The sequence below is a fragment of the Colwellia sp. 1_MG-2023 genome, assembly GCF_030546755.1.
GTDB lineage: Bacteria > Pseudomonadota > Gammaproteobacteria > Enterobacterales > Alteromonadaceae > Thalassotalea_H.
On record NZ_JAUOPE010000007.1, the window covers coordinates 182,396 to 205,643 of the forward strand.

The 23,248-nt window shown below is 36.5% G+C and carries 21 protein-coding genes and 1 pseudogene; 10 read left to right on the forward strand and 12 right to left on the reverse strand.

From position 1 onward, the window contains the following. Positions 1–2 precede the first annotated feature (2 nt). Positions 3–1,082 carry a cell division protein ZipA gene (gene zipA, locus Q4493_RS10275; RefSeq protein WP_303452246.1) on the reverse strand — a complete coding sequence of 360 codons (1,080 nt, stop codon included), beginning with the start codon at positions 1,080–1,082 and terminating at the stop codon, positions 3–5. A 14-nt stretch (positions 1,083–1,096) separates the two neighbouring features. Beyond that, positions 1,097–4,609, reverse strand: a complete 3,513-nt coding sequence (gene smc / locus Q4493_RS10280) for a chromosome segregation protein SMC (protein ID WP_303452248.1) — start codon at positions 4,607–4,609, stop codon at positions 1,097–1,099. A 150-nt stretch (positions 4,610–4,759) separates the two neighbouring features. Here smc and cysZ point away from each other — a divergent pair, with 150 nt between their 5' ends. Together cysZ and Q4493_RS10290 are read left to right on the forward strand one after the other, a co-directional pair. After that, a complete protein-coding gene (cysZ, locus tag Q4493_RS10285; protein WP_303452249.1) occupies positions 4,760–5,518 on the forward strand; it encodes a sulfate transporter CysZ in 759 nt (252 codons plus the stop codon). Positions 5,519–5,668: 150 nt separating this feature from the next. Further along, positions 5,669–6,019, forward strand: coding sequence for a hypothetical protein (locus Q4493_RS10290; RefSeq protein ID WP_303452251.1), 351 nt, complete (start codon positions 5,669–5,671; stop codon positions 6,017–6,019). A gap of 85 nt (positions 6,020–6,104) precedes the next feature. Here the strand turns inward: Q4493_RS10290 and Q4493_RS10295 are convergent, their stop codons facing one another. From Q4493_RS10295 to Q4493_RS10325, 7 genes are all read right to left on the reverse strand, one after another. Then, positions 6,105–6,971, reverse strand: a complete 867-nt coding sequence (locus Q4493_RS10295; RefSeq protein WP_303452253.1) for a hypothetical protein — start codon at positions 6,969–6,971, stop codon at positions 6,105–6,107. A gap of 136 nt (positions 6,972–7,107) precedes the next feature. Next, complete coding sequence (greA, locus tag Q4493_RS10300) at positions 7,108–7,584, reverse strand: transcription elongation factor GreA (RefSeq protein WP_303452255.1); 477 nt, start codon at positions 7,582–7,584, stop codon at positions 7,108–7,110. A 117-nt stretch (positions 7,585–7,701) separates the two neighbouring features. Beyond that, complete coding sequence (gene carB / locus Q4493_RS10305) at positions 7,702–10,920, reverse strand: carbamoyl-phosphate synthase large subunit (protein ID WP_303452257.1); 3,219 nt, start codon at positions 10,918–10,920, stop codon at positions 7,702–7,704. A gap of 33 nt (positions 10,921–10,953) precedes the next feature. Further along, positions 10,954–12,084, reverse strand: coding sequence for a glutamine-hydrolyzing carbamoyl-phosphate synthase small subunit (carA, locus tag Q4493_RS10310; protein ID WP_303452259.1), 1,131 nt, complete (start codon positions 12,082–12,084; stop codon positions 10,954–10,956). Positions 12,085–12,341: 257 nt separating this feature from the next. Beyond that, the gene (gene dapB, locus Q4493_RS10315) at positions 12,342–13,145 is read right to left on the reverse strand and encodes a 4-hydroxy-tetrahydrodipicolinate reductase (RefSeq protein ID WP_303452261.1); all 804 of its coding nucleotides are present in this window, start codon (positions 13,143–13,145) and stop codon (positions 12,342–12,344) included. 21 nt (positions 13,146–13,166) lie between these two features. Continuing rightward, positions 13,167–13,601, reverse strand: coding sequence for a hypothetical protein (locus Q4493_RS10320; protein ID WP_303452263.1), 435 nt, complete (start codon positions 13,599–13,601; stop codon positions 13,167–13,169). Positions 13,602–13,716: 115 nt separating this feature from the next. After that, positions 13,717–14,331 (reverse strand): FKBP-type peptidyl-prolyl cis-trans isomerase, encoded by a 615-nt coding sequence (locus Q4493_RS10325; RefSeq protein WP_303452266.1) that lies wholly within the window; start codon positions 14,329–14,331, stop codon positions 13,717–13,719. A 321-nt stretch (positions 14,332–14,652) separates the two neighbouring features. Between Q4493_RS10325 and Q4493_RS10330 the strand changes: the two genes are divergently transcribed. After that, entirely contained in the window at positions 14,653–15,978 is a 1,326-nt protein-coding gene (locus Q4493_RS10330) for a Na+/H+ antiporter NhaC family protein (protein ID WP_303452268.1), read from the forward strand. Positions 15,979–16,064: 86 nt separating this feature from the next. On the opposite strand, the gene bamC is transcribed toward Q4493_RS10330, so the two are convergent. Next, on the reverse strand, positions 16,065–17,159 hold the full coding sequence (gene bamC, locus Q4493_RS10335) for an outer membrane protein assembly factor BamC (RefSeq protein ID WP_303452270.1): 1,095 nt from the start codon (positions 17,157–17,159) through the stop codon (positions 16,065–16,067). 276 nt (positions 17,160–17,435) lie between these two features. On the opposite strand from bamC, the gene Q4493_RS10340 reads away from it, so the two are divergent. The 3 genes and pseudogenes from Q4493_RS10340 to Q4493_RS10350 all read left to right on the forward strand — a co-directional run bounded on the left by Q4493_RS10340 (position 17,436) and on the right by Q4493_RS10350 (position 18,823). Next, complete coding sequence (locus Q4493_RS10340; RefSeq protein ID WP_303452272.1) at positions 17,436–17,963, forward strand: glycine cleavage system protein R; 528 nt, start codon at positions 17,436–17,438, stop codon at positions 17,961–17,963. A 31-nt stretch (positions 17,964–17,994) separates the two neighbouring features. Continuing rightward, entirely contained in the window at positions 17,995–18,471 is a 477-nt protein-coding gene (bcp, locus tag Q4493_RS10345; RefSeq protein WP_303452274.1) for a thioredoxin-dependent thiol peroxidase, read from the forward strand. Positions 18,472–18,550: 79 nt separating this feature from the next. Beyond that, positions 18,551–18,823 (forward strand): annotated as a pseudogene (locus Q4493_RS10350) (hypothetical protein). Positions 18,824–18,874: 51 nt separating this feature from the next. Here the strand turns inward: Q4493_RS10350 and Q4493_RS10355 are convergent. Further along, entirely contained in the window at positions 18,875–19,948 is a 1,074-nt protein-coding gene (locus Q4493_RS10355) for an AI-2E family transporter (protein ID WP_303452276.1), read from the reverse strand. Further along, entirely contained in the window at positions 19,948–20,241 is a 294-nt protein-coding gene (locus tag Q4493_RS10360; RefSeq protein ID WP_303452278.1) for a sulfurtransferase TusA family protein, read from the reverse strand. Before Q4493_RS10360 ends, Q4493_RS10355 begins: the two co-directional genes overlap by 1 nt. Before the next feature lie 43 nt (positions 20,242–20,284). Between Q4493_RS10360 and Q4493_RS10365 the strand changes: the two genes are divergently transcribed. The 4 genes from Q4493_RS10365 (at position 20,285) to Q4493_RS10380 (ending at position 23,235) form a co-directional block, all read left to right on the forward strand. Then, positions 20,285–20,908 carry a hypothetical protein gene (locus tag Q4493_RS10365; RefSeq protein WP_303452280.1) on the forward strand — a complete coding sequence of 208 codons (624 nt, stop codon included), beginning with the start codon at positions 20,285–20,287 and terminating at the stop codon, positions 20,906–20,908. A 13-nt stretch (positions 20,909–20,921) separates the two neighbouring features. Then, positions 20,922–22,394, forward strand: a complete 1,473-nt coding sequence (locus Q4493_RS10370; RefSeq protein ID WP_303452282.1) for a M48 family metalloprotease — start codon at positions 20,922–20,924, stop codon at positions 22,392–22,394. Positions 22,395–22,491: 97 nt separating this feature from the next. Further along, positions 22,492–22,830, forward strand: a complete 339-nt coding sequence (arsC, locus tag Q4493_RS10375; RefSeq protein ID WP_303452284.1) for an arsenate reductase (glutaredoxin) — start codon at positions 22,492–22,494, stop codon at positions 22,828–22,830. A 9-nt stretch (positions 22,831–22,839) separates the two neighbouring features. Continuing rightward, positions 22,840–23,235, forward strand: coding sequence for a DUF2069 domain-containing protein (locus tag Q4493_RS10380; RefSeq protein ID WP_303452285.1), 396 nt, complete (start codon positions 22,840–22,842; stop codon positions 23,233–23,235). Positions 23,236–23,248: the final 13 nt, after the last annotated feature.

Below are 23,248 nucleotides of genomic sequence, written 5' to 3' on the forward strand. Positions count from 1 at the left end.
GGTTAGGCAGAGGCAATTCTATTTCTACGTTCAAATTCTCGTATTTTACCCATGTAGTGTTGTTCGGTTTGCTTAGTCATCACGCTGCGTTTGTCATCGAGCAATTGGGCGTTAAATTCCATAGATAACTGTTTTGCTGCTGACATCATTAATTCAAAAACTTCAAAGGGATCACCTTCATTAGGTAAAGTCATAAATAAGGTTATGCCTTGAGTACTAAAGCTTTCAATCTCATCTAAATCAAATGTTCCAGGATTCATCATGTTCGCTAAACTAAAGGTGACTTTGCCATTACCAGCATTATCTTCATGACGATGAAAAATATCCATATCACCGTATCGCAACCCTAAGGTTAATAACGTTGGCAATAAAGCGGCTCCCGAAATACTATTATTCTCAGGCATTACCACAGAAACAACGATAACTTCGGGGTCAATTTCTATTTTTTCTTTCGCCGGACTTGCCTTCGCATTTGCCGCTGAATTTTCTTCAATGGAGGATGAAACGTCGTCGAGCTCGGCATCGCCACCAAAATTTATTTCCATTTGATTACGTGCCAGTTTCTCTTTAACGGTTTTACGCACACCTTTACTGCGAGGTTTTGCCGGTTTTACCTCTGGTTTTTGTTGTTCAACAGGTTGTTGATATACAGGTTTATCTCGTTCAACTTGCTCAGGCGCAAGCTCGCTAGTTTGAGCCGGATGTGGCGTATTTATTTGCGGAGGCTGTTCGTTAATATCATCAAGATCACCTAAAGCAGGTTCTAAAGCAGGTTGTTCTGCACTCGGTTTTTCAACATCTATTGGTAACGGCTCTTCATCAAAAGAAGGTGCTGGCGCTGCTTCAGAAGGTATTTCATTATCATTTAAGGTATTAACACCAATAACTTTTGCTTTTCCTACACCGTCTTGATCAAACCCTGAGCCATCAAAGCCTCGAGATTGCGGCTCTATCTTTTCATTTTTAGCTTTGAGCTTATATGGGTTTTTATTTTTTCTGATGGTCCAAAAACCATGTATAAAGATAGCGGCTATAATAATAGCGCTGAGAATAATTAAAACATTTCTGAAGTTATCTTCCATTACCTAGCCTATTCTTATGATACTTCTGCCATAGCAACTGCTTCGTCAATATCAACCGCGACCATTCTTGAAACACCTGCTTCAACCATAGTTACGCCTGTTAAATGTGAAGCCATTTCCATCGCGATTTTATTATGACTAATATAAATAAATTGTACGGTTTGAGACATTTCTCTTACTAAATTACAAAACCGACTTACGTTTGCGTCATCAAGTGGCGCATCTACTTCGTCTAACATACAAAACGGCGCTGGATTTAAACGAAAAATAGCAAAAACCAATGATAATGCGGTTAATGCTTTTTCTCCACCCGATAATAGATGAATCGTACTATTTTTTTTCCCTGGAGGTCTCGCCATTATCGTGACACCGGTATCAAGTAAATCATCACCGGTCAGGGTTAAATAAGCTTGCCCACCACCAAATACTTTAGGAAATAAAGATTGTAAGTCTTGATTCACTTTATCAAACGTTATTTTAAATTTATGTCGACTTTCTTTATCTATTTTCTCAATCGCTGATTCTAACGTTGAAATAGCTAAATTTAAATCCTGATCTTGTTGATCAAGATAGTTTTTTCTCGTTAATTGCGTTTCAAACTCTTCAATTGCTGCTAAATTAATCGCTCCCAACAATTGAATGTCTTTCGCTAATTTTATCAGTTGCGCTTGCCATTGAGATTCACGTGCATTGTCTGGCATTGCATCTTGCACAGATTTTACCGATTGGCCAAGTTCATGTAACTGTTCTAAGGCACTTTGCGCTTTTAAGCGATAACTTTCACTGTCGACGTGTAATTGATTAAGCGATTCTTTTAATTCATTAATAGCTTCGACAGTAACACGTTGTTTTTGTTCACTTGATTGTATTATTTCTTGTGTTTCACTTAAGGTTGTTTGCGCTTGATTAAGTTGATTATCTAAACTAACTAGCTCTGACAACCAAATTTGTAATTGCTTTTCGTCCGACAATAATGGATTAACGCCTGCTTCATGAAGTTGTGCATGATGGTTTTGCTGTGCCGTGAGTTGTTTAATATTTTCTTGAAAGCGAACGATATGTTGTTGACATTGTGTTTCAGCATTTTTCGTTTTTTCAATGGCTAATTCAAGTTGGTGTTTTTCAGTTGTTAACAACGAAAGTTGTTGTTGAAAATCTTGCACTTGTTGTTGTAAATGCTGCACCTTTTCTGTTAACGCTTGAATTGAACTATGGTTAGCTAAATGTGTTTGATCGCTATTGGTTATTTTATCACCCGACAGAGATGTCAATAATGTTGAAAAAGATTCGGCAGACGCTTTAATTGCTTGTTCAAGGGCTAACTGCTCGAGCTGCAATTGTTGACGTTGGCTCTGCTGACTTTCTTGTTTTTGTTTATTCAGAGCATGTAACTGATTTAAATCAACAATCTGTTGTTCGCGTTTATTAAGTTGATGTTCAATTTCATCAAGTTGCGTGACTAGGGTATTTTGTTCATCTTGTACAATCGCGATATGATTTACAATCTCATCAAACTGCTGATTTAACAATGATAAATTTTGTTCATTTTCCGCTAGCGTTTGCGCATGCGTGAAGTGATCATTTTTAACATTAAAAATTCCACGATGAATAAAATGATGACTTAACCAAATACCTTCGGGACAAATGACTGATTCGTGCTCTTTTAGTTGCGGTAAAAGGGCAACTGCATCTTGATAATCCTTGGCGATATGTATCTGATTTAATATGCCATTGATCGCATCACTTCCTTTCACTTTTTCAGCCAAAGTATTAGCTTTACTGTTATTTTTATTAGTGCTTCGTTGATGATTTAACAATAAAAAAGCTGAAGGGCTGTTCTCAAACAGCGTATAATTTAAAGGAAACGTGTCAATAAAAAGTGCTTGTAGTTTATGTGACAAAACCATTTCAATCGCTAATTCCCAGCCTTCAACAATAGACAATTTCTGTTGCAATTCACCTAAGCTAGCAATGTTATTTTTTTCAAGCCAAACGGTTTGATCTTTTTGCCAATCGTGTTGCTGCGTTAATTTTTTAGTTAACTGTTCTATTTCTCTTGTTAAAGCTGCGCAGGTTCCTGCGATATCACTTTTTTGCTGATTTAACTGCAATATTTTATCTTGATTTTCCTGCTTTTTCTCTCGTATAACTTGTTGCTGAAGATATAAATGCTCACGTTGTTCTTTTATTATTGAGAGCCTAGTTTCATCATCATCAGCCTTATTATCCATTTCTGCCGCTAAATGAGTCAGTTGCTCAACGACTGTCGCCAATCTTGATTTTTTCTGTTCAATGATTTCTGACAATTGCGCTTTTTTAGTGGTTTCTTCTAACAAACGTTGATTTTGCTGTTCTTGCTGCTGATGATATGCTTGCAGGTTTTTCTGTTGCTTCAACAAATTCTCTTGGCAGTGCTGATATTGCTGACTCTGTTCATTATATTGAAGGTTAATTTTTGAATATTTAGGCTGTAGCTCATCAAGCTTATCGGTAAAAGTATTTAACTTTTCTTGTTCAAGTAATAAAGATTTTTGCGCTTGGCTTATTTGTTGTTGATTAACGTGATGATCTTCCAGCAACTTTTTCTGTTGTTGCTGTTGATGCTTAATTTGCTGTTCAATGCGCGCCGTATCATTAATTAAGGTAATTTTTTGCTGTTGCAGTGTCTGAATGGACTGGTTGGCTGTTTGATAATTTTGCTTAGCAGTAAATAAAGCAATTTCATCACTTTTTTGTATTGATTCTTTTTGCGTAATTTGGCTTTGAAAACCTTCAATACGTGATTGATTACTTTTATATTGCTGATCAAATTTTTGCCAGCGTAATACTGCCAATTCTGCTTTTATTTTTCTCTCTTGGGCTTTTAACGTTTTAAACCGTTTTGCCGCTTCTGCTTGTTGATGTAATTTATCTATTTGAGTATTTAGCTCTGAGCGAATATCAAATAATCGAGCTAAGTTTTCTCGCGTATGTCTGATCCTATTTTCAGTATCACGACGACGCTCTTTGTATTTTGAAATACCGGCAGCTTCTTCAATAAAAACACGAAGCTCTTGCGGCTTAGATTCGATCAACCGAGAAATAGTGCCCTGTTCAATAATGGCGTAACTACGAGGCCCTAAACCGGTACCTAAAAAGATATCAGTAATATCTTTACGACGACATTTCGTGCCATTTAAATAATAAGAATTTTGACTGTCACGATTTACAACACGACGAATAGAAATTTGATTCCGATCCGCCATTGAACCTTGGATCCGCTCAGCGATATTATCGAATAATAATTCAACGCTGGCTTGTCCAACGGGTTTTCGTGTCGATGCGCCATTAAAAATAACATCGGTCATTGCATCGCCACGTAAATTTTTTGCAGAACTTTCGCCTAGCACCCAACGTACGGCATCGATAATGTTTGATTTACCACAGCCATTAGGTCCAACAATCGCGGTCATTTGCTGTTCAAATGGCACTTTTGTTGGATCAACAAAAGATTTAAATCCCGCCAATTTGATGTGCTTTAATCGCATGTAGTTAGCAAACCTAATATGTATTGTTTTTAATGGTGATAAATGACTTTATCAGAATTTGTTTTAGTTTGTAACAACTGACAACTTCTCACAATACATTATTAGCACTATAATCAATATTTGAACTTAACTAGTTAAAAAACAAACTAAATGTCATTACAAATTCAACAACCCTTTGCCCAAAGTGGCGCGGGCTATTTTATGAAAGGCTTTGATCTCATCAAGCTAAAAGGGATCAAACGTTTCGTGTTTATTCCTTTGATCATCAATTTTATCTTGTTTAGTGCTGCCTTCTATTTATTGATTGAACAACTCGATGTTTACATGCTCGAATTGCAAAACTGGTTACCGGAAAGTTTATCTTGGTTAACCTCCACCGTTTGGATAATTAGTTTATTATTCTTATTAGTGATGTTCTCGTTTGTTTTTAGCTCAGTTACCAATTGGATAGCCGCCCCTTTTAATGGGCTACTTGCTGAAAAAATGGAAGCATTGCTAACCAATGAAACGCCGCCACCGGGCTCAGCTTTAGACATAGTTAAAGATATCCCGCGAACTTTAAGCCGAGAATGGTGTAAGTTTCGCTATTATTTACCTAGAGCGATTGGATTTTTTATTCTGTATTGGATTTTGCCAATAATTGGCCAAATTTTATGGTTTTTATTTCTGGCTTGGATGATGGCGATTCAATATAAAGATTACCCTTTTGATAACCATAAAATTAATTTTAATGAAATGAAATATGCGTTAAAGCAACGAAAAGGCTTAAGCTATAGTTTTGGTATTACTACGGCGGTTTTTTCGATGATCCCGATAATTAACTTAGTGGTAATGCCAGTTGCCATTTGTGGTGCGACGGCACTTTGGGTAGATCATTATCGAGATGATTTCATTACAGGTAACAAGTAAGCGATTATTCATTGAACCACAACCTAATAATGTCGACCGTTCACATAAATTATAAAATAAACAATAAGTTGATAAATATTAGCCATTGTTTTAATTTTAACTGAGAAGGTTATTCAATTAACGAATAAATTTTTAAGCTGGAGAGCAGAAATGATTCATCAAAAACATCGCTTAGTGATAACAATGAGTTTACTGCTTAGTTTAGCCAGTGCAACTAGCAATGCTTATCAAGTAAAAGACGACTATGCTATCCCATATCTTAAGAACGCTAAAATTTTTGCACAATTTACCGACGAATTACCCGCAGTTATCAATTACTTTACTGCTCATTCTCAAGAAGAAATCATCACCTTTTATCAAGACAAGTTCGGCAAGCCTATAAGTCGAGAACTAAAAAGACAAAGATTAACGCTATATTTCACTCATAAAGATAGACAACTACGGGTAGTAATTTCACAGCAAGGGAATAAAAATCAAGTTGATATATTGATGAGTAAATAAATAACGTCCTTGTTTCGCCATTTTCAAAACCGTAAAGAAATTCAAGTTGAATAAGCAGTCAACTAGCTAGTTTTTTTTAATAGCATCAATGAAGTTTATTACGTGATTTTCCAATACAGTTTTCGCGAGTAGCCAACTTGTTCAGTGCTTGTCGACTCTGTTGAGATAAAGACGGATTGTCTAAGATCAGTAATTCCCGCTGCGCTAGGTTAAATTGATTTAACAGATCGGCACTTACTGGATGAGTATTAAAGAATTGCTCAAAGCTTCCATCTTCAAGTGCCACATTCAAACCAAATGTTAACCTTTGAGCTAAACGTTGATTTGTTTTATTAACAAAAAAGTAAAACGGCGAATCATAGTACAGAAGAAAGCGTTTTTCGATTGTTAAGTCTGGGTGTTCTAAGGCTTCCAATCTAGCTTCATGTAATGCGCGAGGAAAATAATCAAATCGCTCTTTGGATAACATTTTAAATAAATTAACGTCTTTTGAAGACGTAGCGAGTGTAAACCGATGAGCAGATAATATTTCTGTATCAGGCCAATCTTCACCTTGTCCGGCAAAAAGCGTTTTTAATTGTTCAGCATCGGTTAAATGATCAAACCTTGTTTGTTGACCTTTTTTGATAAGAAAAACTCGACATCCCAATAAACCTTTAAAAAGCGGAAAACGAATAGGCGTTAATAATTCCTCTCTTTTACTTGAAGTCATGGTCCAAAAAAGATTAACAAATTTCTCTTCTTGAATAAGCCGAACCATATGCTCTTGGCTCTCTCCTGCGACAACTTGCTGAATTTCGTAAGGCCCAAACTTATCTTTCGACTTTTCTAATGCCAACTCTAATAACGCCGCATAGTAGCCATCAGATGTTGAAAACGCTTTTCCAACCCATGGATATTTCACCACGTCGATTGCTAACACGGATGAAGTGCCAAAAAACAAAACAATCATTACCACGAAAGCTTTCATAAACATCACAAGTTAAATTTAATAATGGTACCGATAAACCTAATAATAGTTTATTTATAAGACAAAAAAGCACCGTAAATGGTGCTTTTTAATATGAATAAATAAATTGTATTAAAAACTAAATATGATCAACAGCGATAATTTCGTATTCAACTAAGCCGCCTGGGGTTTTTATTTCAATTTCAGTATCAACTTCTTTCCCGATTAAACCTCGTGCAATAGGAGAGTTTACTGAAATACGGTTATTTTTAATATCCGCTTCATCATCACCCACTATTTGATATTTAACTTCTTCATCTGTATCAATATTAAGCAATGTAACAGTAACACCGAAAATAACTTTGCCACTATTTGGAATTTTAGAAACATCAATGACTTGCGCATTGCCTAATTTCCCTTCAATTTCTTGAATACGGCCTTCACAAAAACCTTGCTCTTCTCGCGCGGCATGATATTCAGCGTTTTCTTTTAAATCACCATGTTCACGGGCATCAGCAATATCATTTACTATTCTAGGTCTTTTTACGGTTTTAAGGTAATTAAGCTCTTCGCGCAAAGCATCTGCACCTTGCACTGTCATTGGAAATTGATTCATTATAATCCTTACTTCTTTTAACGATAAAGGCGGCTATACATAAAGCACAACCACCTTTATTAATTTATTTTAAAAGCTTTATTTTCGCTATAAATAACGCAATAAAGCTTATTTATTTTAATGACACTTCTTATGTAATTCTTGAATAGAAGTCACTGTATTTCTATCGTCTGCCGCATGAGCTTGGCAAGCAGCAAACGCAGCATTTAACGTTGTCGTATAAGCAACTTTATAGCGTAATGCTCCGCCACGCAATACTTTAGAGTCTTCAATGGCTTTACGACCTTCAGTGGTATTAATAATATAGCTATATTCTTCATTCTTAATTCTATCAAGAATATGTGGGCGACCTTCATGTACTTTATTAACTAAACGACATGGAATATTGGCTTCACCAAGAATAACCGCAGTACCGTGAGTAGCGTCTAATTCATAGCCTAATTCAACCATTTGCTTGGCTAAATCAACAACACGTGCTTTATCACTATTTCGAACAGAAATAAGCGCACGACCTGATTTAGGAACTGAAACTCCAGCGCCTAAGTTAGCTTTAGCATAGGCTTCTTCAAAAGTCTTACCAACCCCCATGACTTCACCGGTTGAACGCATTTCTGGCCCAACTAAAGGATCACTACCGTGGAACTTGTTAAATGGAATAACCACTTCTTTCACTGAAAAGTACGGTGGAATTATTTCTTTGGTAATTCCCTGCTCTTTCAGTGATTTACCCGCCATAACGCGAGCGCCAACTTTTGCTAAAGGTACCGAAGTTGCTTTAGAAACAAATGGAACAGTACGAGCAGCACGAGGGTTTACTTCGATTAAATAAACCTTACCATCTTTCACTGCCATTTGCGTGTTCATTAAACCATTAACGCCTAATTCAAACGCTAAATCAGTAACTTGTTTGCGCATCACATCTTGAACTTCTTGGCTTAAACTATATGCTGGCAATGAACATGCTGAGTCACCAGAGTGTACACCGGCTTGTTCAATGTGTTGCATAATACCGCCAACAACAACATCGGTACCATCACAAACCACATCGATATCCACTTCAATCGCATCATCTAAGAAGTGATCAAGCAATACTGGCGAGTCATTTGAAACACTTACTGCTTCTGTCATATAACGACGTAAATCATCTAAATCATAAACAATTTCCATAGCTCGACCACCTAAAACATATGACGGGCGAACAACTAATGGGAAACCAATGGATTCAGCTTTTGCCATCGCTTCATCTAATGAAGTAACGGTAGCATTTTCTGGTTGTAATAAATTTAAACGTTCAACGGCTTGTTGGAAACGTTCTCTATCTTCCGCTCTATCAATCGCATCAGGTGAAGTACCAATAATAGGTACGCCAGCCGCTTCTAAAGCACGTGCTAATTTAAGTGGTGTTTGACCACCATATTGCACGATTACGCCTTTTGGTTTTTCAATGCGAACAATTTCTAAAACATCTTCAAAGGTAATCGATTCAAAATATAAACGGTCTGATGTGTCGTAATCGGTAGACACCGTTTCAGGGTTACAGTTAACCATAATGGTTTCGTAACCGTCTTCACGAAGTGCTAATGCCGCATGAACACAACAGTAATCAAACTCAATACCTTGACCAATTCGGTTAGGGCCACCACCTAAGATCATGATTTTATCATTATCGGTTGGCGCAGCTTCACACTCTTCATCATACGTAGAGTACATGTAAGCAGTGTCTGAGCTAAATTCAGCAGCACAAGTATCAACACGTTTGTAAACTGGAAAGATTTCAGCCGCATGACGTTTTTTGCGTACTTCCGCTTCAGCAACACCGATTAATGATGCTAAACGTGAATCAGCAAAACCTTTACGTTTTAATCGTCGTAAGTATTCAGGCGTTAAAACTTTTAAGCCACCTTCAGCCACTTTTGCTTCTTCAAGAATGATGTCTTCTATTTGTACTAAGAACCAACGGTCAATTTTGGTTAAACGGAAAATATCATCAACGGTTAAACCTAAACGGAAGGCATCAGCAACGTACCAAATTCGGTCGGCGCCAGCTTCTTGCAATTCATGCATAATTTTCGTTTTAGCACCAGGTTGTGTTACATCAACCATAGGGTCAAAGCCACTTACGCCTACTTCAAGACCACGTAAAGCTTTTTGTAATGATTCTTGTTGGTTACGACCAATAGACATAACCTCACCCACAGATTTCATTTGGGTGGTCAATCTATCTTCCGAGCCGGCGAATTTTTCAAAGTTAAAACGAGGTATTTTGGTAACCACATAATCAATTGTTGGTTCAAATGACGCAGGAGTTGCGCCACCGGTAATATCATTTGATAATTCATCAAGGGTATAACCGACAGCAAGTTTCGCGGCTATTTTCGCAATTGGGAAACCTGTAGCTTTTGAAGCAAGTGCCGAAGAACGAGAAACACGTGGGTTCATTTCGATAATAACCATACGGCCAGTATTTGGACAAATACCAAATTGTACGTTTGAACCACCAGTTTCAACACCAATTTCACGTAATACGGCAATCGAAGCATTACGCATAATTTGATATTCTTTATCAGTTAACGTTTGAGCCGGAGCAACGGTGATTGAATCACCCGTATGAATGCCCATAGGATCAAAGTTTTCGATAGAACAAATAATGATACAGTTATCATTTTTGTCGCGAACCACTTCCATTTCATATTCTTTCCAACCAATTAAAGATTCATCAATCAATAATTCTGAGGTTGGAGAAAGGTCTAAACCACGCGTACAAATTTCATCAAATTCTTCACGGTTATAAGCGATACCACCACCAGTACCACCCATAGTAAAAGATGGACGAATGATACATGGGAAGCCAATACGTTTTGACGTATCGTGCGCTTCTTCCATGGTATGAACAATTTCAGCTCGTGGACATTCTAAACCAATGTTTTTCATTGCTTTATCAAAGCGTTCACGGTTTTCTGCTTTATCAATGGCATCAGCAGTTGCGCCAATCATTTCTACGCCAAATTCCGCCAATACACCTTTTGCTTCAAGTTCTAAAGCACAGTTTAATGCCGTTTGACCACCCATAGTGGGTAACACTGCACAAGGGCGTTCTTTTTCAATAATTTTACGAACAACTTCCCAATGAATAGGTTCGATGTACGTTGCATCCGCCATTTCTGGGTCGGTCATGATAGTAGCAGGGTTTGAATTCACTAAAATAACGCGATAGCCTTCTTCACGAAGTGCTTTACACGCTTGCGCGCCAGAGTAGTCAAATTCACATGCTTGACCAATAACAATTGGACCAGCACCTAAGATCAAGATACTTTTTAAATCAGTACGTTTTGCCATTTTTCAATTCTCTCTTATATCTTGGTTAAGTGCTTAAGCTTTTGATGCTTTGATTAGATCAATAAAATGATCAAACAAAGGTGCAGCATCATGCGGTCCTGGGCTTGCTTCTGGATGTCCTTGGAAACTAAACGCAGGTTTATCCGTTAAATGAATGCCCTGAATGGAATTATCAAACAATGACTTGTGAGTCACTTTAATATTGTCAGGTAGATTATTTTCATCAATAGCAAAGCCATGGTTTTGCGCAGTGATCATCACAACATTTCGGTCAAAGTCTTTAACCGGATGGTTGCCACCATGATGGCCAAATTTCATTTTTAATGTACTTGCACCCGAAGCTAAACCAAGCAGTTGATGACCTAAACAAATACCAAAAATTGGGATGTCGGTTTCTAAAAATGATTTAATTGCTGAAATAGCATAGTCACATGGCTCTGGGTCACCGGGACCATTTGAAAGGAAAATACCATCAGGATTCATTGCTAATACATCAGCAGCAGGAGTTTCTGCAGGTACTATGGTAAGTTTACAACCTCGATCAACTAACATACGTAAAATATTACGTTTAGCACCAAAATCGTAGGCAACCACATGAAAACCGCTATTTTCTGGCGTGACATGTCCTTTTCCTAGCTCCCAACTTCCTTCTGTCCATAGGTATTGTTCTTGAGTAGAAACAACTTTTGCTAAGTCCATACCTTTTAAACCAGGAAAGTCTTTCGCTTGCGCTAGAGCAGCTGATTCATCTAGCGAGTCACCTGCTAATATGCAACCATTTTGCGCGCCTTTTTCTCGAAGAATTCGGGTTAATTTACGTGTATCGATATCAGCTATACCAAGAATATTTTTAGCTTTTAAATAATCGCTCAAGTTTTGTTCATTTCTAAAATTACTCGCTAATAAAGGTAAATCACGAATAACTAGGCCTTTTGCCCAAATGGTACTTGATTCTTCATCTTCGCTATTAGTACCAGTGTTACCAATATGAGGATAAGTTAGCGTAATAATTTGTTCTGCATAAGATGGGTCGGTAAGAATTTCTTGGTAACCAGTCATCGAGGTATTAAATACCACCTCACCAACTGCTGCCCCGTCTGCACCTATTGCGGTGCCTTTAAAAACAGTGCCGTCTTCAAGCACTAAAATTGCAGATTTAGTCAATTTAACCTCCGTAAAGAAGAAGTAAACTTAACGAAGAAACAACTAAACTTCATTCATTAAGCATAAAAGCGATACACATAAAAAATGCCAAAAATTTGTTTACCATTCCACTAATAATTCAGAATCAATAAATTTTTGACAAAATCCACTTATTTTACGCTTATATTACATATTCGTCTAGTGAAAAATGTAAAAACTAAGCGTTTAATTGTTTTTTTACCTAAAAGCATCATAAACAACACTTTCATAAATAATACTTACTTTAATCCTAAAACATCTTGCATATCATAAAAGCCATTTTCAGCGTCATTTAACCAAAACGCTGCTCGCATTGCTCCTAAAGCAAAAGTCATACGTGAACTAGCTTTATGGGTGATTTCCAGTCGTTCACCTAAATCAGCAAAAAATGCGGTATGCTCACCGACAATGTCTCCGGCTCTTACCGTTGCAAAACCTATCGTGTCACGATCACGCTCTTCGGTGATCCCTTCTCTGCCATAAACGGCAACTTTATTTAAATCACGACCTAAAGTATCAGCGATAACCTGACCCATTTTTACGGCTGTGCCAGAAGGTGCATCTTTCTTAAAACGGTGATGTGCTTCAAAAATTTCTATATCAGTATAGTCGCCAATTGCCTTTGAGGTAATTTCTAATAGTTTAAACATTAAATTAACACCAACACTGGTATTAGGTGCTAAAACCAGCGGTATCTTTTCAGCTGATTTTTCAATCAGTTTGACCTGTTCATCATTAAAACCTGTAGTACCTATGACTATCGCTTTTTGGTGCTGTTGACACCATTTAATATTTTCTAATGTTGTTTCAATAGAAGTGAAATCAATAAACACATCGGCTGCTAATAAATCATTAAGCTCAGTTGACGTTTTCTTCCCGAAAGCGCCAATTCCTGCTAACTCCCCTAAATCAAAATTTGCAAAAGATGATGAAGAACGAACACTGCCACCAATAAGTTCAACGGATTCATGTTCAATAGCCGCTTGAATTAAATTACGCCCCATTCGACCACTACACCCTAAAATGGCAACTTTAACTTTCATATTTTTTCTCAACTTATTCTTTTATTTCACATTTGATAATTGAACTGAAATGTTTTCAGCTAACTCAACACTATTAGATAATTCGTGTGACACCACACTCGTTATTTTAAATTTCTGAACAACTTTAGTGAGATGATAAAACGCACAAAAGTCAGCAAAAACTTCGCCATTTTCATCAATAAATACCCAATCAATACACACATCAACAGCATCATTTAGCGATTCACTATAAGTCGCCTTGGTAATTTTAATTTCACTTACCTTAGCTTGTTGTAACACGGTAAAGATTTGTAATATTTCTTGCTCAAAGTCAGATTCATTAGCTAAATAAGCGACTTTATCAGGCGTGTGTAAGGTACATGGTAAGTGATAGCATTGCTTAATTGTCGATAAGTCATAACACTTAAATGCTTTGAGGTACCTTTGAAATAAATTTACTAGCGCTGATTTTGTCATTTAAAAATAATGTCTTTAATAAATTTTTTATCAATAAATTTTTATAACTTAACAAACTATATTATTTAAATTCATTCATAAAAAAGCCCTCAACGGAGGGCTTTAAAATAACTGATTAGCTAACAATGGCTAATAGCTCAACATCAAATACTAAGGTTGCGTATGGAGGAATTGCACCTTGAGAGCCTCGCTCACCATAAGCCAAGTTGTAAGGTACGTATAAACGCCACTTAGAACCTTCCGTCATTAATTGTAATGCTTCAGTCCAACCAGCAATCACGCCACCCACTGGAAACTCAGCCGGTTGACCACGTTCAACCGAACTGTCAAAAACATCACCATTAATAAAAGTACCATGGTAATGAGTACGTACAGTACTTGCAGCTGTTGGCTTTTCACCGTCACCTGTCGCTAATACTTCGTATTGTAAACCTGATTCAGTAACGGTTACTTCATCACGTTTAGCATTTTCTGCTAAGTAAGCTTCACCTTCAGCGGCTTTAACTTTAGCTTCTGCTTGCTCTTGCTCTTGTAATTTTTTTGAAATGACAGAGAAAGCTTCGTTTAATAATTCATCAGAAACTTGACTGTCAGCATTAGCAATAGCATCTGCTAAACCTGCTTGAACTGCAGATACATCAAATTCTTTAAAAGGGTTATTACGTAATTGGTCACCTAATTGACGACCTACACCGTAACTTACGCGTTGTTCGATAGTTTCAAAAGACATATTATTCACTCATGTTTTCACCAAATTTACCCATTTAAAAATGATTATATTGGCGAGTGCTAAAAAATTCGCGAAAGGATAGCATAAACACAGCCTTCTCTGTAGTGTGTTTTACTGAGAATTTGTTATTTATTATAATTTTTTCTCGATATTTGGTTTTAACACTAAGTTAATTCTCGACTCAGGCCATTTTAATGCTTTAGTTGAGTTCACATAAAATTCAATTTTATGGTGATAATGTAATAATCTTCATAGACTTTTTCTCAAATTACTTTATTGTTTTCCATAATTAAACCTATACACACTATTAGAATTGTACGCATGACATCATCTGAATTAAAAAAATCTCCCGAAGCTGAACGTTTGAGTAGTTTATTCCCTTTCGCCGTATTTTTAGGTCTATTTCTAGGAACCGGCATAGTCCTTACCTTGCAAGGAGTGGATTTTGCTTTCTACCAACTCCCTGCCAGTATCGCAATTATCCCTGCTATTTTAGTGGCTATTTGGCTAGGTAAAGCACCAATAAGTGAACAAATAGGACAATTTATTCAAGGGGCTGGCCATCAAAACATTATTACTATGTGTATGATTTATTTATTAGCCGGTGCGTTCGCGACAGTAGCAAAAGCTACAGGTAGTGTGGATGCCAGTGTGCAACTTGGTTTATCTCTGTTTCCCGATTATTTATTATTACCTGGGTTATTTTTAGTGGCTGCTTTTATCTCTACGGCCATGGGAACGTCTATGGGTACGATTGCCGCGATCGCACCTATCGCACTAGGTTTTATTGAATCAGCAAATCTAGACGCGAGTATTATTGCAGGTGTGATAATTTCTGGGGCAATTTTTGGTGATAATCTATCCATTATTTCTGATACTACTATTGCTTCTACACGTAGCCAAGGCGCTCAAATGAAAGACAAATTTAAAGTTAACTTTAAATTTGCTATACCCGCCGCCATAATTTGTCTCGTTATTTTTGCCAGTTTAGGCGTATCTATTCCTCATGAACAAATCAATGAAGTTAATGTCGTTGGTTTAATTCCTTACATCGTTATTTTGGTTTTGGCGTTATTAGGGGTAAATGTATTTTTAGTACTAATCATTGGTATCGCACTCGCAGCTGGTGTTGGCATGATCACACAAGGTTATCAACTTAGCACTTGGGTGAATGATATTAATACCGGTTTTGGTAACATGCAGGATCTTTTCATTTTAGCACTCTTTATTGGTGGATTAAGTGAGTTAATCAAACAACAAGGTGGGTTAGCAGCGTTAACCAGTAAAGTAGAAAAGCTTGCCCGTAAACTAAGCCCTAACAATAAAAAACGTGCCGCCGGTCTAGGCATAGCAAGTTTAGCATTTACCTGTAACTTTTTTACGGCAAACAATACCGTGTCTATTATTGTAACTGGCGAAACCGCAAAAAACTTAGCAAACGATAGTGAGCTTTCCCCCGCTCATTCTGCCAGCATATTAGATATTTTCGCTTGTATTAACCAAGGTTTATTACCTTATGGCGCACAAGCGCTGTTATTGGGAACTACTTTAAAACTCTCGCCAATAGAGGTGGTTTCAAGTGCATTTTATCCGATGATTTTATTAGTCGTGGCTAGTATTGCTTTTTGGCGAGTAACGAAAAAGTAATTATTTATCAGTGTTTCTGATCTAAAAAACCAGTCAAATGACTGGTTTTTTTATTGCTAACGATTAATCGAGAAATAAGATAATAATTAAAACGTATCTCTAAACGATAAAGCTTGCTCTATGACAGGAAAGATGAACTCCAGCTTATCTTTAGGAAGTACATTACCTTGAGCATCAAAAATGGTCACGCTAGTTTGTTCTTCTTTTTCACCTTTTGGTGATAAATCAAATTGATAGCGTTGATCTTCAAGCTCTATAATGGCTTGCTCCTCACCCCAAATTTTATCCCATAAACTGATATTTGGTTTAACAAAATCAACGTAATAGATTTTCTTAGTTTCATTTAAGTCAGCCACTTTAAAACCGTGATCTTCAAAGAAGATAGGCATATTGGCCCATAATAAATCTAATTCCATTTCAACAATATAAGCGGGCTCATTTAATTGGTTTTCACCGATTGTCACTAACTTTTGGCTAGCTCTTAATAAACGATTATCGCGTTGTTGTTTACGGTATTTGAAATCTACTTGTGCAACAATTTCATTTAACATCGCCATTTCAGCGCGTTGTTTATCAAGTTGATTCATCACTTTAGAACCACCTGATTGATCCGTTTTCATGTAATCCACTAAAGAAACAATGACAGCAACACTGCGACCATGTGGTTTCGTTTCAAATTGGTATCTAAACCGTAAGCTCTCCGTCGATTCAACTTCTTCAAACAACCAAAACCCTGATTGTTTTTCACGATTATACCACTGAGATTCGTAAATTTTATTTTCAGCATCGATAACTTCTATGCCGACACCATCTGACGATAATTGCTCTTCAATCGCTTGGTAAATAAAAAGTTGTAAGTCTTTATCTTCTAATACTTTATCAAACCAAATTTTAGCTTGATTACTATCCCCTTCAATACGAGAAGAAGCAGCAATAGGTAAAACTAATGACGGAGCGCGTACATCCACCTCTTGACCGATAGGACCTTGACGATTTATATCATCACGAACAAAATAACGTTGCGATTGTTCTGGTGCTGATAATCCTGATGGAATATTTAATTTTTGAGGCTCAGGTTGACTAGCATAGTCAAAATCCCCACCTGCCTGTTTATTATTAACTGTACTACAACCTGCAACAGCAAGGCTGAGCAATGAAAAATAAAAAATATTACGATTCATTAAAACTCCCGCGGATAACATCTGAATCTTTTTTTGTTTTAGAAAAACTAGTTAACAATTTTTGATGACGAATGATTAAGTGCAGAGATAGACGCTTTATAAGAAATAAAGTTCACTTTCTTCGTTAATTTAAAACTTCACTTCAAGTTGTTCAGCTTTCATTATATGCGCTACATGGTACTTGCCCCTAAAAACAAACACAAGAATAAATGCGGATGTCATTGCGCTTTATTTAGGCTACAATATCGCACTTTTTTATAGCAGAGGAGGTTAAAAATGTCTCAATATCTAGTTCTCACAGTCATGGGCGCTGACAGAACAGGCAGCGTTAGTAGTTTAACCAAGCTTGCAAGTGAATGTGGTTGTAACATTGTAGATAGCCGAATGGCGATTTTTGGTTTAGAGTTCACCATGATAATGTTGCTTAATGGCACCAGTAAAGCCATTAGCCAAATTGAAAGTAAACTACCTGCCGTTGCAGTAAAGCGTGAATTAATCACCATGATGAAACGCACGTCTGGCTACAAACACCAAGAATTTACTGAGCATTATCAAGCAGAATATGCGGGGATAGACCAACCGGGGTTATTAAAAGCGATGACGGCATTTTTTGCCGCTCGAAATATCGATATTTCTTCTCTTAAGTCGGAAATAAACCCACAAACCAACCAAATGAATGCTGCAATTCAAATTGCATTGACCAAAGAAACTACCATTGAAGCATTAGAAAAAGATTATTTTGATCTGTGCGATCAAATAGATGTTCAAGGTACTATCACCAAAGTTAACTCAAACTTTTTATAAGTGTAGATAAAGCTAATTAGTAAGGACAACAATGAATACATTAAAGGCTGGCGATACCGCTCCATTATTTTCTTTATTAGATGAAAACAACCAATCAGTTTCTTTAGCTGATTATATTGGTAAAAAACAAGTACTGGTTTATTTTTATCCAAAAGCAATGACGCCAGGTTGCACTGTGCAAGCACAAAATTTAAGAGATAGTAAAGCTGAATTAGAAAAACTTAATACCGTCGTTTTTGGTATCAGTCCTGATGAAACGAAAAGACTAACCAAGTTTTGCCAACGAGATGAATTAAACTTCACCCTGCTGTCTGATGTTGACCATAAAGTGGCGGATGATTTTGGTGTGTGGGGATTGAAAAAATTTATGGGCCGAGAATACGATGGCATTCACCGCTTAAGCTTTTTAATTGGTTTAGACGGTAAGATCAGTCACGTATTTAATAAATTTAAAACCAAAGATCATCATCAGGTTGTTTTAGACTTTTTAAACGCTAATGCTGAATAACCTTTTATTCAGCTAGGGGTTGTTGATCTTTCGCGGTTAAATTTTGTTCGAGATAAAATCGTTTTAATCGCGGCGAGTAGTGTGTAGCCTAGTCATTCTAAGCAAACACTACTCAACAAAGCGTAAAATGATTTTAGCCGAATCCTTCGGACAGCGTTTGTTGGTCATTTTTAACGGCGTTGCCCCACAAGGATGTGGGGTAAGGTGACTTTGCAGGAGCATAAAGTCTTTATCGCCTTTTTATGTGGAACAACCCTATTACAAAGGCTCTGCCTTGTATAAATACCCAACAAAATGCGGCAAAAACAATCTCGAAAGATCAACAGCCCCTAATGGTTACAGAAAAAACTAAACAAGACTGTAAATAAATTTACAGTCTTTTTTTTAGCTGCACGATCAAGATTTACGCGTTAGAATCTTCAGTAGTAAGTGTGGTTGAAGGCCAAGCGTTCAGTACTGCTTTTACCAAGGTTGCTAATGGGATAGCAAAAAACACTCCCCAAAATCCCCATAATCCGCCAAATAAAATGACAGCAATAATAATAGTCACCGGATGTAAATTAACTGCTTCAGAAAATAATAATGGCACTAATAAATTGCCATCTAAGGCTTGAATAATGCCGTATGCGAGCATGACATAACCAAACTCAGCACCGACTCCCCACTGAAATAATGCAACTAACACGACAGGAAACGTGACTATGGTCGCTCCCACATAAGGCACTAATACAGACAATCCTACTAAAACACCTAACAATACTGCGTAATTTAAGCCTAAAATAACAAAAGCAATGGTCGAAGCTGTACCAATAATAAGAATTTCAATGACTTTACCTCGAATGTAATTCATGATTTGCTGGTTCATTTCATCACTAACTTGGGTCGCCATTTTTCTATCTTTGGGTAAAAACTGACTAAAACTTGCCAGTAATTCTTTTTTATCTTTTAAAAAGAAAAACACCATCAGTGGCACTAAAATCAAATAAATTAATAAAGCGACTATGTCTGAAATCGAATTTAAAGACGCCTTTAAAGCAACTTGCCCCCACTCGATTAATTTATCATTGACTAAAGTGATCACCGCTTGAATTTGCTCTGCTTTGATATATTCAGGGTATTGTTCTGGCAAGGTTAATAAGTATGTTTGCCCTTGCGAAAGCATATGAGGGACTTCTTGAATCAAATTTGAACTTTGTTGCCATATCACGGGCATTAACCCTAAAAAGGCTAACAAGGCTACCCCGACAAACGCGATAACAATTACCACGGTAGAAAACATGCGAGACAAGCCGAAACTGCCAAGTTTATTAACCGGCAAATCGAGTAAAAACGCTATCGCAATGGCAACGAAAACTGGCATTAATAATCCACTTAAAAAGTAAATAGCAAGAAAAGCCATCATCAAAATAACGACAAGCGTAACGGCATTAGGATCTGAAAATTTTTGTTTATACCACTGAGAGAAAAAAGAAACCATTATAATAACTTACCTGTTTTTATGTGAAATTCGACTATTGAATTATCTAACTGTTGTTGCGTATACTGATATCCTTTCGCACTGAGATATTTTGGTATATCGGATTTAGAGCCTTGGTCAGCTAAGCGAATAATACACGTATCATGAGCCTGTAATTTTTTTAACAACACTCGCATTTTAACTAAAGGTAAAGGACATTTGTCTTTACTAGCATCATACTCATAATTCATGAACAAAATAATCAACAGTACTTTTGTTTGATTATCTAATTTGCGACAATCAATTACAATCAAGTTTTCAGATTCTTAATGATAAATTTTTATTAGGCATTATTAAATGAGTGAATTACCAAATAGTCCCACGTTAAAAGATATAAATGCCTATAAAAGAAAATTAAACTGGGGAGAAATACCCACTATTTATCAAATGGCTGCTTCTTCCATCGGAGAGTTAGATGGTCTATTAACCCATGGTTTTGAAAGTGCGTATAAAGATTTATTTAATACGGAGAATTGGAACCTTAGCTATCTCGACGGTTCTAAAGACAATTCAGGTAATATACTCGTTAAGAAGAAACCCACCATTGAGCTTAGGCATGTCTATTGTGAGAATAACTATGAACTTCATTGCTACCCTATAGTCAAAGGAGAACGAGTATTAACACAATTAAAAGATGACCCACATTGTCCTTTTAAACTTTGGCAACCTGAAATCATGCAAATGTTATTTCGAGTATGCAATATTGTACCTATGATTGTTTTTACTTTTGAACGTGGTGATAAAGCAGATATGCAGTTAATTAAATTTGCCCATTATAAGGTTGAAGAGCATATCAAAAACTTAACTCAATCTTTTGATATAAGAAAAATTCAAGGCTATAACATTGCTGAATTTTGTAAAGAACTATTCAAAAGAAGACCTGATTTTCATTTAGAAAATTTACTTGATATCGAAGAATAACGGAACATATACCTTGGCAAAACTATCTTTATTATTTAGCACTTTTTTATTGATCATATTAATTTCAACGCCCTTCAGTTATGGTCAACAAGTCAATGGTAAAAATCACGGGAGAAATAAATTACCAGAAATTGGTGCCGCAGGATTTAGCGCTTTATCAATAGATAAAGAACAATTAATCGGTGATGCCATGATGAAACACCTTCGTGCATCGCAACCTATTGTGAATGATCCGATTTTAATTGAATATATTAATGATTTGGGCAATAGAATGGTTCGAAATGCGCAAGACGTGCATTACAACTTTGAATTTTTCTTAGTCAATAATAAAGATCTTAACGCCTTTGCTTTCTTTGGCGGACATATAGGTATTCATACCGGATTAATCACCACGGCCGAAACAGAAAGTGAATTGGCTTCGGTGGTTGCTCATGAAATATCTCATGTTACCCAGCGCCATCTTGCCAGAAAAATGGAAGCACAAAACCGAAATCAACCTTTAACAATGGCAGGGATGATTTCAGGGGTATTACTTACCCTCATCAACCCTACTGTTGGGATGGCAGCCCTAAGTACCAGCATGGCAGCATCACAACAAGCATCAATAAATTATACCCGAACAAACGAAAAGGAGGCTGACCGCGTAGGCATTCAATTATTAGCAAACAGCGGTTTTGATCCTATGGGGGCGCCAAACTTTTTTGGTAAAATGGCTGAGCAATTTCGTTATACCAGTAAACCGCCAGCTATGTTACTTACTCACCCATTACCTGAATCACGTATTTCAGAAGCAAGGGTCAGAGCACAAAATTTTCCTGCTCGACAAATTAGAGCAAGTTTAGATTTTGAATTAGCAAAAGCACGATTAAGAGCGCGCTATGAAGGTAATGCACCCGATAATATTAAATTTTATTCAAAAGAAATCGAAAAACAACGATACGTCTATAAACAAGCAGCACAATATGGATTAGCCATCGCCTATTTTGAAAATGCAGCCTATGAACAATCACTAAACATCATAAACTCGTTATTATCAGACGACAAAAACAATTTATTTTATATCGATCTATTAACTGACATACATATTAAGACTAAAAACTTCGCCCCTGCGCTTGATAGGTTAAAAGAATTAAATCTTTTAATGCCTAACAATCAAGTGGTTGCTTTAAATTATGCCAACACGTTACTTGAAGCCGAACAATACCAACAAGCTGAAATTTTATTGCAAGATTTTTTACTGGTTCAACCCAATAATTTTATCGCTCATGACTTACTCACTGACGCATATAAAAAACAAAATAAAATGGCAATGATGCATGCGACTAAAGCTGAAGTATTTTCTTTACTAGGCGCATATTCGCGAGCCATAGATGAATTACAAACCGGATATAATTTTGCCGATGATAAACCTTTAGTGAAAAAACGCATTAAAGCACGTATCATTCAATTTCAGGAACAAGAAAATAAATTAAAACGTCTAAATTAACATGCTCAAATAAACTTAACACCTTTAGAGAACACGTTAAATCAACAATAATTTATCAACATTATTAACCTTAACCAACTGTAAATTAGAGAAAAAAATGTTAACTATTTACCATAATCCTCGCTGCTCAAAAAGCCGACAAACCCTCGCCCTAATTGAAGAAAACAACCAAGACGTTACGGTTGTAGAGTATTTAAAAACACCTTTAACAAATGATGATATCAAGGGTTTACTGCAAGCATTATCCGTTAGCCCAATCAATATGATGCGTACGAAAGAAGCTGAGTTTAAAGAGCAAAATTTACAAAATGCAGATGATGAAACCTTGATTAATGCGATGGTTTCTACGCCAAAATTAATTGAGCGCCCTATTGTTGTTAAAAACAATAAAGCCGTTATCGGTCGCCCGCCTGAAAACGTTTTGACCTTGTTTTAATAAGCTAATATGAAACGATATATTTCAACTCAAACTCATAAAAAAATCGCTTTAACCGGTTACTTTGCTTTATTAATCTATATGCCACTATGGTTGTTGCTGATCAATCCCTCAGATGGTTTATCGCCAACGCTCACTTTGGTTATGTTTACTTTACCTTTGTTATTTCCATTAAAAGGTTTAGTTCAGGGCAATCCCTATACTTATGCTTGGTCTAATTTTATTGTTATGATTTATTTCTTGCATAGCTTAACAACGTTATGGGTCTCTAAAGAAGATATGATATGGGCGATGTTAGAACTAATATTTACCACCATGATGTTTATATCAGGGAGTTATTTTGCAAAGTATCGCGGGCAAGAATTAGGCTTAAGTATTCGAAAGAAAAAAGAAGAGCAAGCTTAAAAAGAGACGTTTG

What these genes read in the sequence shown, in the direction of transcription:
- zipA (WP_303452246.1), bottom strand. Translation starts at nt 1,082, where the DNA reads ATGGAAGATAACTTCAGAAATGTTTTAATTATTCTCAGCGCTATTATT.
- smc (WP_303452248.1), bottom strand. Translation starts at nt 4,609, where the DNA reads ATGCGATTAAAGCACATCAAATTGGCGGGATTTAAATCTTTTGTTGAT.
- cysZ (WP_303452249.1), top strand. Translation starts at nt 4,760, where the DNA reads ATGTCATTACAAATTCAACAACCCTTTGCCCAAAGTGGCGCGGGCTAT.
- Q4493_RS10290 (WP_303452251.1), top strand. Translation starts at nt 5,669, where the DNA reads ATGATTCATCAAAAACATCGCTTAGTGATAACAATGAGTTTACTGCTT.
- Q4493_RS10295 (WP_303452253.1), bottom strand. Translation starts at nt 6,971, where the DNA reads ATGATTGTTTTGTTTTTTGGCACTTCATCCGTGTTAGCAATCGACGTG.
- greA (WP_303452255.1), bottom strand. Translation starts at nt 7,584, where the DNA reads ATGAATCAATTTCCAATGACAGTGCAAGGTGCAGATGCTTTGCGCGAA.
- carB (WP_303452257.1), bottom strand. Translation starts at nt 10,920, where the DNA reads ATGGCAAAACGTACTGATTTAAAAAGTATCTTGATCTTAGGTGCTGGT.
- dapB (WP_303452261.1), bottom strand. Translation starts at nt 13,145, where the DNA reads ATGAAAGTTAAAGTTGCCATTTTAGGGTGTAGTGGTCGAATGGGGCGT.
- Q4493_RS10320 (WP_303452263.1), bottom strand. Translation starts at nt 13,601, where the DNA reads ATGACAAAATCAGCGCTAGTAAATTTATTTCAAAGGTACCTCAAAGCA.
- Q4493_RS10325 (WP_303452266.1), bottom strand. Translation starts at nt 14,331, where the DNA reads ATGTCTTTTGAAACTATCGAACAACGCGTAAGTTACGGTGTAGGTCGT.
- Q4493_RS10330 (WP_303452268.1), top strand. Translation starts at nt 14,653, where the DNA reads ATGACATCATCTGAATTAAAAAAATCTCCCGAAGCTGAACGTTTGAGT.
- bamC (WP_303452270.1), bottom strand. Translation starts at nt 17,159, where the DNA reads ATGAATCGTAATATTTTTTATTTTTCATTGCTCAGCCTTGCTGTTGCA.
- Q4493_RS10340 (WP_303452272.1), top strand. Translation starts at nt 17,436, where the DNA reads ATGTCTCAATATCTAGTTCTCACAGTCATGGGCGCTGACAGAACAGGC.
- bcp (WP_303452274.1), top strand. Translation starts at nt 17,995, where the DNA reads ATGAATACATTAAAGGCTGGCGATACCGCTCCATTATTTTCTTTATTA.
- Q4493_RS10355 (WP_303452276.1), bottom strand. Translation starts at nt 19,948, where the DNA reads ATGGTTTCTTTTTTCTCTCAGTGGTATAAACAAAAATTTTCAGATCCT.
- Q4493_RS10365 (WP_303452280.1), top strand. Translation starts at nt 20,285, where the DNA reads ATGAGTGAATTACCAAATAGTCCCACGTTAAAAGATATAAATGCCTAT.
- arsC (WP_303452284.1), top strand. Translation starts at nt 22,492, where the DNA reads ATGTTAACTATTTACCATAATCCTCGCTGCTCAAAAAGCCGACAAACC.
- Q4493_RS10380 (WP_303452285.1), top strand. Translation starts at nt 22,840, where the DNA reads ATGAAACGATATATTTCAACTCAAACTCATAAAAAAATCGCTTTAACC.